Source organism: Algoriphagus locisalis (assembly GCF_900116615.1).
GTDB lineage: Bacteria > Bacteroidota > Bacteroidia > Cytophagales > Cyclobacteriaceae > Algoriphagus > Algoriphagus locisalis.
This window is the reverse complement of the sequence record NZ_FPBF01000004.1, coordinates 375,682-388,877: the sequence shown is the minus strand read 5'-3', so window position 1 is coordinate 388,877 and position 13,196 is coordinate 375,682. Positions and strand designations below refer to the sequence as shown.

12 protein-coding genes are annotated in these 13,196 nt (G+C 42.2%); 4 read left to right on the top strand and 8 right to left on the bottom strand.

Annotated features, from left to right (window positions below; genetic code table 11):
* Positions 1 to 9: 9 nt before the first annotated feature.
* The 8 genes from BM386_RS13920 to BM386_RS13885 form a co-directional block, all read right to left on the bottom strand.
* Positions 10 to 744, bottom strand: coding sequence for an MBL fold metallo-hydrolase (locus BM386_RS13920; RefSeq protein WP_091695386.1), 735 nt, complete (start codon positions 742 to 744; stop codon positions 10 to 12).
* A gap of 70 nt (positions 745 to 814) precedes the next feature.
* A complete protein-coding gene (locus BM386_RS13915; protein ID WP_091695383.1) occupies positions 815 to 1,261 on the bottom strand; it encodes a DUF2214 family protein in 447 nt (148 codons plus the stop codon).
* A 273-nt stretch (positions 1,262 to 1,534) separates the two neighbouring features.
* Complete coding sequence (tnpA, locus tag BM386_RS13910; RefSeq protein ID WP_091695381.1) at positions 1,535 to 1,996, bottom strand: IS200/IS605 family transposase; 462 nt, start codon at positions 1,994 to 1,996, stop codon at positions 1,535 to 1,537.
* Between the two features lie 289 nt (positions 1,997 to 2,285).
* The gene (locus BM386_RS13905) at positions 2,286 to 3,824 is read right to left on the bottom strand and encodes a YifB family Mg chelatase-like AAA ATPase (protein WP_091695378.1); all 1,539 of its coding nucleotides are present in this window, start codon (positions 3,822 to 3,824) and stop codon (positions 2,286 to 2,288) included.
* Between the two features lie 115 nt (positions 3,825 to 3,939).
* Positions 3,940 to 5,640, bottom strand: coding sequence for an arylsulfatase (locus tag BM386_RS13900; protein WP_091695376.1), 1,701 nt, complete (start codon positions 5,638 to 5,640; stop codon positions 3,940 to 3,942).
* Positions 5,641 to 5,821: 181 nt separating this feature from the next.
* Positions 5,822 to 6,187 carry a hypothetical protein gene (locus tag BM386_RS13895; RefSeq protein ID WP_091695373.1) on the bottom strand — a complete coding sequence of 122 codons (366 nt, stop codon included), beginning with the start codon at positions 6,185 to 6,187 and terminating at the stop codon, positions 5,822 to 5,824.
* Between the two features lie 29 nt (positions 6,188 to 6,216).
* Entirely contained in the window at positions 6,217 to 8,049 is a 1,833-nt protein-coding gene (locus BM386_RS13890; protein WP_091695370.1) for an ABC transporter ATP-binding protein, read from the bottom strand.
* Positions 8,050 to 8,109: 60 nt separating this feature from the next.
* Positions 8,110 to 9,810, bottom strand: coding sequence for a hypothetical protein (locus BM386_RS13885; protein WP_244545530.1), 1,701 nt, complete (start codon positions 9,808 to 9,810; stop codon positions 8,110 to 8,112).
* Positions 9,811 to 10,095: 285 nt separating this feature from the next.
* Here BM386_RS13885 and BM386_RS13880 point away from each other — a divergent pair, with 285 nt between their 5' ends.
* From BM386_RS13880 to BM386_RS13865, 4 genes are all read left to right on the top strand, one after another.
* Positions 10,096 to 10,341, top strand: coding sequence for a type B 50S ribosomal protein L31 (locus BM386_RS13880; protein ID WP_091695367.1), 246 nt, complete (start codon positions 10,096 to 10,098; stop codon positions 10,339 to 10,341).
* 68 nt (positions 10,342 to 10,409) lie between these two features.
* Entirely contained in the window at positions 10,410 to 11,606 is a 1,197-nt protein-coding gene (locus tag BM386_RS13875; protein ID WP_091695365.1) for a GlmU family protein, read from the top strand.
* Between the two features lie 11 nt (positions 11,607 to 11,617).
* Positions 11,618 to 12,754, top strand: coding sequence for a DNA polymerase III subunit (locus BM386_RS13870; protein WP_091695361.1), 1,137 nt, complete (start codon positions 11,618 to 11,620; stop codon positions 12,752 to 12,754).
* 1 nt (position 12,755) lies between these two features.
* Positions 12,756 to 13,193 (top strand): ATP-dependent zinc protease family protein, encoded by a 438-nt coding sequence (locus BM386_RS13865; RefSeq protein ID WP_091695358.1) that lies wholly within the window; start codon positions 12,756 to 12,758, stop codon positions 13,191 to 13,193.
* Positions 13,194 to 13,196 lie beyond the last annotated feature (3 nt).

The window sequence follows — 13,196 nt, the reverse complement described above, 5'->3', positions numbered from 1 at the left end:
TTTTCGATTTTAATTGTACCAATTTCTCAAGCGTACATCCACCTGAGGAGCGGATTCATTGACTAAGGTCTTAAACTTTTCTACATCGCTCAACCCATTTGTTCCTCTGTAGTGATAAGGATAGACAATCCCAGGTTTGAACTCAGAAACAGCACTTGCCGCCTGATCTACATCCATGGTATAAGGCAAGTTCATACAGACGAAAGCTACATCAATATTTTTCAGCGCTCGCATTTCTGCAATATCTTCTGTATCGCCCGATATGTAAAATTGCTTACCGCCTAAGTGAACAATGTATCCGTTTCCTCGACCTTTGGTGTGGGGAGCTTCAGGACTTTCAGGGAGGTTGTACATTGGTAAGGCCTCTATTTTGATCCCATTGATGGTTTTCGATTGGTTGTTTCCAAGAATGACTAACTCTTTCCCTGTGCCTGCTGTAAGCTTGTCTGCTACAGCTTGCGGAGCAATGATAGTTGCCACAGAAAGGTCCAAGCCATCTAACGTTTCTTGATTGAGGTGATCGCCGTGAATGTCTGTGATCAGCACCAATGTTGGTTTTTTCTGTCCTTCGAAAGCAGCAGCGCCGCCATAAGGGTCCACGTAAATTATTTGGTTGTCATGCTCTAGCACTAGCGTACCGTGAGTGATTGGGTTGATGATCACGTCTCCCTTTTTGGCGGGGATTTTATCCTGGGCAAATGCTCCAAAGGAAATAAAAAGAAGAAGTAGGGATAGATATTTCATACTAGTTAAGGAAAGATTTGTGTTCAAATTATTATAAAGAAAGGCTTGGGCGAAGTCAAATAAGGAGGAGTTAGCCAAAGTACCCAATTCCTTTTGCCATTAGTCCAGCAAGAAGCGGAATAATAAACAAGATGAGAAGTTCTAACCTCAGGAGCATAAAGATTGTTTTTGGGATTTGAACAAGTTCATCTGGGCTTCCTTTTCTGTTTTTGATGAAAAAGACAGTTGGGTAAATAGATAAAATCCCAATAGTGGCGAAGAGTGTGATTTTAATATGGAAGATGAAATTCAGCGAGTAGAAATCACTTGGCTTCCCATATCCTCCCAGCCAAAGTGTGAGCCCTACTGCCAATAGAGTCAGAGCTGCCATTCCATAAACCCCGTCGATGGTTGCCAGCCGTTTGATTTCTTTTCGTGTTAGTTCCTTTTTAAGCAAAAGATGCTCTGAGACCAATGATCCGACAATTGCAAAAATGCTGATGAAATGTAGGTATCGTAGGATGATTTCTGGGGTCATAAATAAATGTATGTTTTATAGCGCCGTACCTAAAGGCACGGCAGGTTCATGATAAATTCTATTTCTACCCATAGTGTGTCCCTAGCGGGACTAAATACCAACATGGGGTAAAAGTTGGGTTGACAAGGTCTATTTTCCATAGAATGCATTTTGTTTAATTCCTTATTTAGGATTATTTCCAAAATTTTTTCATTATTCTATTTGCCCCTTTTGGGGCAAGCTATGGGTAGAAATATGAATCATAATTTCTTCGCTGTGCCTTTAGGTACAGCTCTATTCTATTGATTTAAAGATATATCGCTTATCGTATTCAATTTGATGAGTTTTCAATAATTCTTCATACTCTTCCAAAAAGGATTTTCTTTTGTGATGATTTTCTTGGTTTTGAATGTATTTGATTACTCTTGGGACTTGGTCTTTACTATATGAAAATGCTCCATATCCGGCTTGCCACGAGAATTTCCCTTTTACAAATCCTCGTATATTAATCCACTTTGACGAATCTTCTTTCAACTCTTGCATTAAATCTGAAAGTGCCTGAGTGGGTCGAAAACCCATTAAAAGATGCACATGATCGGGCATTCCATTTATTTGCAAAACCTTGTGCCCGTATTTTGAAGCGATAGAAGAAAGGTATTTATATAATTCTTCTTTCCACAGAGGCTGAACCAAGGATACTCTATTTTGGACAGCAAATACTGCTTGAATATGAATTTGGGTGTATGTGTTTGCCATGATTGAAAAATTTTAGAGCCGTACCTGACGGCACGGCTGTTTCCTGTTTTGATTTAATTCTACCCATAGTTAGTCCCTGACGGGACCAAGTAACTAGATGGGTTAAAGGTTGGGTTGACAAGGTCGAATTGCTTTAGAATGCATTTTTTTAATTTCTCGTTTAGGATCATTCCAAAAATTGTTTCATAATTCTATTAGCCCCTTTTGGGGCAAGCTATGGGCAGAAATATGAACCATAATTTCTTTGCTGTGCCTTTAGGTACAGCTCTATTCATATTTTTTCAAATTTCTATCCCGCCCAGCCTTCTCTATCCAGACTCCTATACTGTATCGCTTCGGCAAGATGCTCAACTTTGATTTCCTCAGATCCGGAGATGTCTGCGATGGTTCTGGCCACTTTTAAAATTCTATCATACGCCCTTGCTGATAATCCCAATCTTTCCATGGCGGTTTTCAGCAGCATTTTGCCTGCTTCATTGATTTGGCAGATCTGCTTAGTAAGGTGCGAAGGCATCATAGCATTGCAGAAAACCTCGGGATTTCCCTTAAATCTTTCCTTTTGTTTTTCTCTTCCTTTGATAACACGTTCCCGGATTTCCTTGCTGGATTCTGTTTTTCGGGTGGAGGTCATCTCGTCAAACTTGACTGGAGTCACTTCTACATGGAGATCTATGCGATCCAGAAGTGGGCCAGATACCTTATTCAAATAGCGCTGCACGATGCCTGGGCCACAGACGCACTCTTTCTCAGGATGATTGTAATACCCACAAGGACAAGGATTCATAGAGGCAATCAGCATAAAATTAGCTGGGAAATCCACAGAAACTTTTGCTCTGGAAATGGTGACACGTCGTTCCTCAAGCGGTTGGCGCATGACTTCCAGCACTGTTCGCTTGAACTCGGGCAATTCATCCAAAAACAACACGCCATTATGAGCCAAAGAAATCTCGCCAGGCTGAGGGTTTCCTCCTCCGCCTACTAATGCGACGTCGCTGATGGTATGGTGCGGTGAACGAAAAGGGCGATTGGCGAGAAGGGAACCGTTCTTTCCAAGCTTTCCGGCGACGGAGTGGATTTTTGTAGTTTCTAACGCTTCTACCAGAGTCAGAGGAGGAAGAATCGAAGGAAGTCGCTTAGCAAGCATGGTTTTACCTGCTCCCGGAGGTCCTATCATGATCACATTATGGCCACCGGCCGCTGCGATTTCCATTGCCCGCTTGATGTTTTCCTGACCTTGCACATCTGCAAAGTCGAACTCGATATCATCGAGCGAATGATAAAAAATCTCTCTGGTGTCTGTCACCAAAGGTTCTATTTGCAACTCACCCATCAAAAAGTCTGTGGCTTGCTGCATCGTTTCCACACCGATAATATCCAAACTATTGACAATCGATGCTTCCTTGGCATTTTCAACAGGGAGAATAAAACCTTTGAAACCTTTCTTTCTGGCCTCAATCGCAATGGGCAATACACCCTTGATCGGTCGAAGATTTCCATCCAGTGAAAGCTCTCCCATGATGACATAATCTCCCAATGCTGGAAACTCTACTTGCTCTGAAGCTTGTAAGATTCCCATGGCAATGGGCAAGTCATAAGCAGATCCTTCCTTTCTGACATCTGCGGGAGCGAGGTTGATGACTACTTTTTGCCGGGGCATTCGATAACCGAAGTACTTCAAGGCACTCTCTACCCGCTGCTGGGATTCTTTCACGGCTGAGTCAGGTAGACCTACCATGAAAAAGCTTGTTCCTTGTCCCACATTCACCTCAATGGTGATGATATTCGCATCTACGCCTGATACTGCGCTTCCAAAAGTTTTAGCTACCATATTTTACAAAAAAAGGAAACCCAAATGGTTTCCTCAATATAAGGTTTTAAGAAAATTAAAGTCTTATTGAAACCTGAAAATTTACTTTTAAGGTCAATCACTGGAATAAAGAAGCCTATGGTTTAGGGATTACCTGATTCTCTTCTGCCCATTTTTGCCAAAGGCTATCGAGTTCATGTACAATCGAAGGATTCTCCTCAGCCACATTTTTAGTCTCTGTTTGGTCATTTCTGATATCAAAAAGCTGCCATGGTTCTCTGGCATCCAGTGTTACTAACTTCCATTCCTTCGTCCGTACAGATCTTCCTCCTTCATGCTCGTTGAAAAGCAGAGGGTGGCCTTCCCGCTCTTTCCCCTGGAATACAGGAAGCAAACTTTTTCCTGCAATCGGTATTATTTTATTGCCTGCAAAATCACTTGGATATTCAGCTCCTGCAGCATCTATGAATGTTGCCATGAAATCCATTACATGTCCGATTTGGTTTGAAATACTTCCTTTTTTTGCGCTGATTCCAGCAGGCCAAAATGCGATCATCGGCGTGTGGACTCCACCTTCGAAAGATTCCATTTTCCAATAGCGGAACGGCGTGTTCGATACATTGGACCAGCGCTGTCCGATAGAGGTGAAAGTTGTCTGCGGGCCAGGCATCACGTCTTTGTCAACTGGGTAAGCAATTGGCTCACCTTTTCGGGTTTGGCTCGGTCGATCAAAACCTGGACCATAGCGCATGCTGCTTTCGGAGCTTGCGCCATTATCACTGAGAAACACGATCAGGGTATTTTCCAGCTGACCGGTTTCCTTGAGCGTTTCTATAATTCTTCCAATTCCCTGATCCATATTATCGATCATCGCTGCATGAACAGCCATGGCTCTTGCGTCAAATTCTTTGTCTGGATTATCTTCCCAACTCAGTTCATTTTCCCATCTTTCAGAAAGCGGATAGGAAGCCTCATCGATAATTCCCAACTCAATCAATTTTTTATATCGATTTTCTCTGATCTTATCCCAGCCTACTTTATAAGTGTCTTTGTATTTTTCTATATCCTCCGGCAAAGCATGGAGCGGCCAATGCGGAGCGGTGTGGGCTACATAGAGGAAAAATGGTTTGTCCTGCTTGGCAAATTCACGGATATAAACAGATGCCGTGTCGTTGATAGCGTCCGTGTGGTAATAGTTCTCTGGAACTTCAGTCACAGGCTCTGTGCCATTGACTAAGCTAAAAGGGTCAAAGAAATCGACCACACCCCAAATATTCCCAAAGTACTTCTCAAAGCCACGATTAGTAGGGTATTGCTCAATTGGTGAAAAAAGCGGGTGCTGTTCCTGATGATTCAGCCAAGCCAGTTGCTTTTCAGGTGTGTCTTGAACCACTGTATTGGAAACATGCCATTTCCCAACCATGCCGGTACGATATCCTGAGCTTTTCAAAACCTCTGCGATTGTTACTGCCGAATTGGAAATATGGCCTCGGTAAGCTTCTTGCCCAGTGTCTGTGGTCATCTGACCGATTCCAGCTTGGTGATTATAGAGTCCTGTGAGTAAAGAAGCTCTAGTCGGACAACAGCGGGATGTATTGTAAAATTGGGTAAAACGAATTCCTTGACTTGCCAGCCAGTCTAGATTCGGGGTTTGAATCTCCCCTCCAAAACTCCCCAAGTCTGAAAACCCTAAATCATCTGCTAAAACCAGGATGATATTAGGAGCTTTTGTTTTTTCTTCGACTGGTTTTGTAGTGCAGGAAAAAGCCAAAACCAAAGCGAATACCGACAACAAAAGAGGATGGTTTTTTATTTTCAAGACTGTCAGGGAGTTCATGGTACGTGTTTCTTTTTGGTTTTTTTTACGAAAAGTAAATTTGAAAAAAGCGCTTGAAACCCGATGGTATTTTTCAGTCAAATTCTACCAAGGAATCCCCAATCCACATGATATTTTCATAAAAAAAAGGAAACTTTGGGAGTTTCCTTTCTAAGTTTTTACTAATCCAACACAATGGAGATTAGGTGATATTTTGTCTCGGAGGAAGATTGCTAGGATCCGAATCCGTTGGTTTTGTAGGAATGGAAGGCTTCGGAGAAGCTGGAGTTCTCGGGTGCTCAAAATCATAGATTTTAGCCTTTAGCCCGTTCATGTCATTTTCCATTTTCTTGATAGTACTTGACAAACTGTTGTATGCGGCATAGCTACTTCCCCAAGCTGCCAGAAAGAGAATCAGGCCGATGAGAATAATAGTGACCATGGAATCTGAAGTGATTTCTTCCATTCCAAATAGTCCACCAAGTGTGTCGAATGCAATGAAGAAAATAAGAAAAGCACCAAAATAGACCAAAAGGGCTATTTGAAGGATTTGGTGAAGTTTTTTCATGGTTTTTAAAATTAGTTTTAACGAATATACTAAACCGACTGAATACTAGAAAGTTTCTGATACAAGCCTTCGATTTGGCTCAGATCGGTATGGGTGCCTCTTTGTACGATTTCTCCACGCTCGATAACCAAGATCTCGTCAGCATATTGTATGGTGCTTAGTCTATGTGCAATCACGAGTGTAGTTCTATTACTCATTAACTTGGTCAAAGCTTCCTGCACTAAGTGCTCAGATTCAGAATCCAAAGCAGAAGTTGCCTCGTCGAGAATCAAAATTGGAGGATTTTTTAAGACTGCTCTCGCAATACTTACCCGTTGGCGCTGTCCACCTGAAAGTTTGGATCCGCGTTCCCCTATGCTGGTTTGATAGCCATCTTCCATTTTCTCAATAAATTCATGAGCATTGGCAATTTTTGCTGCTTCCATCACTTGGGCTTCTGTAGCCCCTTCCACTCCGAATGCGATATTATTGAAAACTGTATCGTTGAAAAGAATGGATTCTTGGGTTACAATTCCCATCAGGCTACGTAGATCTTTTAGATCGAAATCCTTTAGGTTATTTCCATCAAGTAAAATTTCTCCAGCGCTTGGATCATAAAAGCGTGGGACAAGATCAGCAAGTGTAGATTTTCCTCCCCCAGATGGTCCTACCAGAGCAATGGTTTTTCCCCGTTCAAGTGTAAAATTGATATCCTTTAAGACCAGCTGATCTTCGTAAGCGAAGCTCACATTTTTGACTTCTACTGCCTGCTCAAACTTAGTTAAAATTGCTGGGGAAGCTGGAGAAGTGACTTGAGAAGGTGTGTCAACCACAGTGAAAACCCGCTCTGCTGATGCAATCCCTCTCTGAATGCTGCTTACTGCCCGAGAGATTTCTTTGGCAGGATTTAGCACCTGAGTGAAGATAATGATGTAGGTGATAAAGTCTGAAGCTCCCAAATCAGAGTTTCCACTCAGTACCATGCTTCCACCGTAAACCAGAATTCCAGCAACAACGAATACTCCTAGAAACTGGGAAATAGGGGAGGCAAGCTCATTCTTTCGAGCCATATTAACATTCACATCCGCATAGAAATCAGTTTCTCCATCAAACTTCTTCTTCATAAAACCCTCAGCATTGAAAGCTTTAATCACGCGCATGCCACCTAAAGTCTCATCTAGAATATTTACAATTCTACCCAGAGATTGCTGGCTTTGCACTGCTTTTTTCTTCAGTCTTCGAGTAATCCCGCCGATGATTGCCCCGGAGATTGGGATGATTAAAATGGTGAACAGTGTTAGTTTCACCGACATGAAAAATAACACCGAGAAGTAAAGGATGATTGTTGCCGGCTCACGGAAAACTACCCTTAGCGATTGTACAATGGTATTTTCCACTTCCTGCACATCGTTGGTCATTTTGGACATCAGATCGCCTTTTCTTTCATTTGAAAAGTACCCAATATGCAATCCGCTGACATGCTCAAAAATATCCATGCGCATTCTCTTGATGACAAGAGCCCGAACTTTTGCTAAAACCACTCCTGATAAATAAGTGAAGAGGTTTGAGAGAAAAACAGAAAGAACTATGATGATGCAAACGTAAAACAGCGTTCCCATCTTCCCGTATTCCTCAGCTACCTGAAGGAAGTTGTAATTGAAGAGATGGGAGAAATATTCTATAGAAAAGCTGAATTCAGGCTTATCTGCATATTTAGCCAAGGATTCGGGATCCACCTGCTCGAAGATCACATCGAAAAGTGGCTTCAGTAGCGTGAAATTCAGTAGTCCAAAAACGATGGAAAGGAAGGCGTAGATAATATAAGTAGGCACGAATTTCCCGTAAGGCTTGGCATAAGAGAGAATTCGTAAATAGGTCTTCATAAACTAATATTCGTGGAATAATCTCGCAAGTTACGCAAAAATGGCAGTAGAGGTTCCTTGTTAATAGTTGTAATCAGGTCTAATAAAGTTCCAGCGGAAGGCTAACTGTAGGTATTGGGACGTTTCTGGGCTGTCAAGATCTTGAGCAGTTCTTCTTCTGAAGGAATGAGATGCATCGATAAAGAAGTTGTGGCGAAGCATATAGCTCGCATTCAGATTAGTCTGTATCACTTTGTTTTCGATGCCTTGTCCGATCACATTGTCAAACAAGCCAGTCGGACTTCCTTCCAGTCTATTTTTCAGAACATCTCCACCCCAGTTAGTTTCTGCATCCGGATCTGCACCGTATAATTGATACATAGTGAGGAATGTTAAGTTCAACTTTGGAATTGGCTGATAGCGGATAATTCCCAGCATTTCCCGGAAGTTCGCTCCTCGGGGATGAGTAAGTGGTGTTCGCCAGTTGCTGTAGGATTGATAGTCAACTTTCTCCTGAAATGTATATGGCCTAGCGGAATTGTACTCCAGCTGCAAATCAAGATTAGAAACCTTGAAGAGGTCAATGTATTTGAAGCCAGCCTGAAGGCCATATTTGTTTCGTTTGGAGTTTTTGCCGTCTTGTCCAAAGAATTCAGAGAACACGAATTCATCCAGCGCAAATTGTCCGTAGAGCTGCATAGATGGGTAGAAATTCCATTTGTAATCAATTCCGAGCATCACTTTGTCCGGGGTTCCCAGCGATTGCTCTACCCAGCGATAAAATACAATTGGGTTGAAATAGTTGAAATCGACTTGGTCTGTCATCACAGACTCGAAGAATCCTAAGTTGAGATTTTTGCCTACGTTGAATCCTAATCGGTGAAATGAAAACCATTTCTGCGGATATCTACCGTCAGTTGGTCGGCCTCTGTCATAATCCACGTCGGCAGTCATCTGTGTCCAGATATTGGTCAGCTGGAATTTCCATACCTGCGTGTTGAATTTCACAAACATGTAAGGATTGGAGAAATCAGACAACAAAAAAGACCGATATCCTTCTCCGATGAAGTTTCTGTCATGGCCCACTTCTACCTGAATGTGCTTAGTGATATTGAAGCTCACATGCCCGAGCGCCGAAAAGTAAGTGTACCCATTGCCATTGTATTCCTTCCAAAATCCTTCTCCAGGCACTGCGCCGTTGTATTCTGCATAGCCTTTTACCCAACTAGGAAAAAAAGCCTCTGAAGTGGTGAAATAGGTATAGAAACCAACTTTCTTGTCAATCGAACCACGCAACGCTACCCCGCGGGAAAGACGGTTTGGGTTCTGCTCATTATCAGGTTCTATCCCGCCATTTAGATAAATCACCGGACTGACATGAATATCAAACTCCTCACTGTAATAATGAGCAAAATCTCCTGGCCTTCTGTAGAGCCCTTTTAGAAAAGGTTTTTTTGATTCAGGGGTTTCTCTGCTGACAAACTCCCAGTTGTCTTGGCTTAGGTAAGCAAAATTGAATTGATCGGATCTAGAGCGAATCACAGGATCATCTGCTATACTGTCCAAAAACGCAGCAACATCGTCTCTACGATAGGGTTTGGTCGCTGATCTGTAAATTGGGTTGTTTTGACCACGGAGTATATCGAGTCGATCTAGAATGTGGTAATAGTCTCTGTTATATGGAATGTAACTTCCCTGGGCTTGGGATAAAAAAGGAACCAGGAAAGCAGCTACGGAAAAAAGCAGTTTTGCTGTAGCTGGGAGGCTGTAGAGTTTTTGCATCGGCTAAATCTAAAAAACATTCATGAGATTGAAATACTGTCTTGGATGTTTGAAACTAGCTTAATTTACCCGCTGAAAGATAAAGATCATCCTCCATGAGTTAGAACTGGACTTGAATAGCCTTTTATTTTATTGCCAAAAACACTTCTTTTGCGTTTGCAAATCCACTTTTTAAAACCTTTTGATCAATTGACTTAGAAATACTTGACAAAGATTTGGTGGATTTTCTGAAAAAGGGTAACTTTGTGCCTCATTTGAAAGAGGTACTATATAACTAGCAATAATATGAAAGCTGATATCCATCCAAACTACAGAGACGTCGTTTTCTACGACACTTCTAGCGAGTTTAAATTTCTTACTAAATCGACTATCGAAACAAGCGAAACTATCACTTGGGAAGATGGCAACGAATATCCTTTGTTCAAAGTGGAAGTGAGCTCTCAGTCTCACCCGTTCTACACAGGTAAGAAAATGATGCTTGATACTGCGGGTCGTGTTGAGAAATTCAACAGAAGATACGCTAAGAAGTAATTCTCCTTATCTCAGGCTAAAAAGTCTCCCGGAGCATGGATTCCGGGAGACTTTTTTATTTTTGCCTCATGGACTCAATTTTGTTGTTTGATGACCCGGCTATCCGCGGCTCATTGCTCCCGTTTACTTTTACCCGGCCAGTCGCTGATATCCGCGTTGGAATCCTTAAGATCTCTGAAAAATGGGAGAAAATAAGTGGAGCTACAGTTTCATTTCTCACACAAGATTACCTTCAAAAGAAGTTTCCCCGCACCGCAGGTAAAGCTTTAGCTATAAATGGTGCTTGGCTTCCTGATACCAATAGTCTGGGCGTTTTAGAATCTCTTTCTCCGAATCAAGCGCTTTATTTCGGGAAAACATTGATCGCTACTTACATAGGAGAGACTGAAAAGAACCTCAGCGCAGTGAAGGAGAAAGAAATTATTCAGATAGATTCTGAACCTCTGCTTCTTTTAAAAACATGGAATATCTTTCAATTCAATGGAGCCGAAATCAAGAAGGATTTTGACCTGATCACTAAAGGCAGGAAATCGGCAAAGATTACTGATCCGCATACCAAGCTTTATTCCCCGGAAAATATCTTCGTAGAAGAAGGCGCTGTCATTCGAGCTGCTGTTTTGAACGCAGACAATGGGCCTATTTACATTGGGAAAAATACCGAGATTCAAGAAGGCTCACTGATTCGTGGACCTTTTGCACTTTGCGAAGGTTCTACTATAACTATGGGTGCCAAAATAAAAGGGGATACTACCGTTGGTCCGTATTCCAAAGTCGGCGGGGAAGTGTCCAACTCCGTGATCTTTGGCTATAGCAACAAAGGGCACGAAGGCTTCTTGGGCAATTCTGTCATTGGCGAATGGTGCAATATGGGTGCGGATACCAATACCAGTAACCTGAAGAATAATTATTCCCCTGTGAAACTCTGGGATTATACCGTTGGAAATTATGCGAACACCAATTTGCAGTTTTGTGGACTGATGCTGGGTGACCATTCCAAATGTGGCATCAATACCATGTTCAATACCGGAACCGTGGTGGGAATCGGATCAAACGTTTTTGGCTCAGGATTTCCACGTAAATTTATTCCTTCATTTGCTTGGGGTGGGGAAGAAGGATTCTCTACCTTTTTGTTTCCAAAATTTCTAGAAACAGCAAAAGCCGTCGTAGCAAGAAGAGGATTGGAGTTGGATCTGGAAGAGCAGGAAATCTTGCGCACTATTTTCGAAATGTCCAAAAACTATAGAATTTGGGAAACCTCATCCTGATTAATTAATTCATGCAATTCGCTGAGATACCGGGACTTCCCGAGACTAAAGAAAATCTAATCAATGCCGTCAAAAACAACCATTTGGCGCATGCATTGTTATTCCATGGACCTGAAGGTTCTGCTAATCTGACTATGGCTCTGGCGCTGTGCACTTATTTGTACTGCGAAAACCCTGGAGAAACAGACTCCTGTGGAACCTGTGCTGCTTGTCAACGAATGACTCGTCTGGTTTTGCCGGATTTGAATTTTGCATTTCCTACCATCGCCACTACCAAGGATGACGATAAAGATGATGATGAAAAAGTAGATTTGCTCACCAACTGGAGAAAATTCGCCACCGAGCAACCTTACGGAAATGTCCATGACTTCATCTATTTCAATAATTTCGAGAAGAAGCAGCTGAATATTTCCAAAGGAGCTGCGCGTAAGATAATTCAGGCACTTTCCCTGATGTCCTTCGAAGGTGGGTACAAGATCATGATGATCTGGGCACCGGAGTTTCTTCACTCTTCTGCTGCAAATGCGCTCTTGAAAATCCTAGAGGAACCGCAGCCCAAAACCCTTTTTATTCTGGTTACCGGCCATGCAGATCAGCTATTGACCACGATTCTCTCCCGGACCCAGAAAGTCACTATTAGAGGTTTTTCGGATGAAGAAATAAAAAATCATCTTATATCAAAAGGTTTGTGTGACGAATCCTCAGCAGATCAGATTGCGATGCTTGCAGATGGTAATCTCCGGGAAGCATACCGACTCGTAGATCAAGTAGAGGATCTGCAAGTGAAGAAAATAAGAGAGTGGTTTTTGTCTTGTTATAAGGCGGATTTCAAAAGTATTTTTGGCCTTGCGGATGATTTCCACAAGTCTGATAAAGAAGCTCAAAAATCACTTCTGCTCACTGGGCTGAATGTGCTACGAGAGATTTTGCTAAAGAATGCTGGTTTGGATCAGTTACTGCGCACGCATGACGAGGATCGTACTTTTGTAAATAACATCTCTGGCAAAATCCTCAAAGAAGAGCATGTAGGTAAGTTGTACGGAGAGTTCAACACCGCCCATTATCATTTGGAAAGAAATGGAAATGCGAAGTTTATCTTCACAGATCTTTCTATGAACGTCACGCGATTGATGGCGAAAATCAGCTGATATGGATCAAAAAATAATCGGTAGAAAGGAGAAAATTTCGCTTCCTGAATTAGGGTTGAGACTCGTTTGGGCAAAAGTGGATACGGGTGCTTACACGAGTAGTATCCATGCCGAGAATCTTGAAGTCGTCGAGTTGGATGGAAAACGGGTGCTGAAATTCCAGCCTTTGCTTCCTGGACACAAAGCCTATACAGGGGATGAGGTCTTCTTTGAACACTTCAGAGAGAAAAAAGTCAAAAATTCCTTTGGTCAGGCAGAGGTTCGTTATTTGATAGAAACTACCTTTGAGCTTGCCGGGGAAAGCTACTCGGCAGAGTTTACGCTTTCGGATCGTTCGAAGATGAGAAATGCTATTCTCCTCGGACGAAAGATCTTAAAAAATCGTTTTCTTGTAGATGTATCAAAGGTCAATTTGGCCAGACCATACAGAACTAAGTAACAA

Coding starts and splice junctions, on each gene's coding strand:
- BM386_RS13920 (WP_091695386.1), bottom strand. CDS start 744: ATGAAATATCTATCCCTACTTCTTCTTTTTATTTCCTTTGGAGCATTT.
- BM386_RS13915 (WP_091695383.1), bottom strand. CDS start 1,261: ATGACCCCAGAAATCATCCTACGATACCTACATTTCATCAGCATTTTT.
- tnpA (WP_091695381.1), bottom strand. CDS start 1,996: ATGGCAAACACATACACCCAAATTCATATTCAAGCAGTATTTGCTGTC.
- BM386_RS13905 (WP_091695378.1), bottom strand. CDS start 3,824: ATGGTAGCTAAAACTTTTGGAAGCGCAGTATCAGGCGTAGATGCGAAT.
- BM386_RS13900 (WP_091695376.1), bottom strand. CDS start 5,640: ATGAACTCCCTGACAGTCTTGAAAATAAAAAACCATCCTCTTTTGTTG.
- BM386_RS13895 (WP_091695373.1), bottom strand. CDS start 6,187: ATGAAAAAACTTCACCAAATCCTTCAAATAGCCCTTTTGGTCTATTTT.
- BM386_RS13890 (WP_091695370.1), bottom strand. CDS start 8,049: ATGAAGACCTATTTACGAATTCTCTCTTATGCCAAGCCTTACGGGAAA.
- BM386_RS13885 (WP_244545530.1), bottom strand. CDS start 9,810: ATGCAAAAACTCTACAGCCTCCCAGCTACAGCAAAACTGCTTTTTTCC.
- BM386_RS13880 (WP_091695367.1), top strand. CDS start 10,096: ATGAAAGCTGATATCCATCCAAACTACAGAGACGTCGTTTTCTACGAC.
- BM386_RS13875 (WP_091695365.1), top strand. CDS start 10,410: ATGGACTCAATTTTGTTGTTTGATGACCCGGCTATCCGCGGCTCATTG.
- BM386_RS13870 (WP_091695361.1), top strand. CDS start 11,618: ATGCAATTCGCTGAGATACCGGGACTTCCCGAGACTAAAGAAAATCTA.
- BM386_RS13865 (WP_091695358.1), top strand. CDS start 12,756: ATGGATCAAAAAATAATCGGTAGAAAGGAGAAAATTTCGCTTCCTGAA.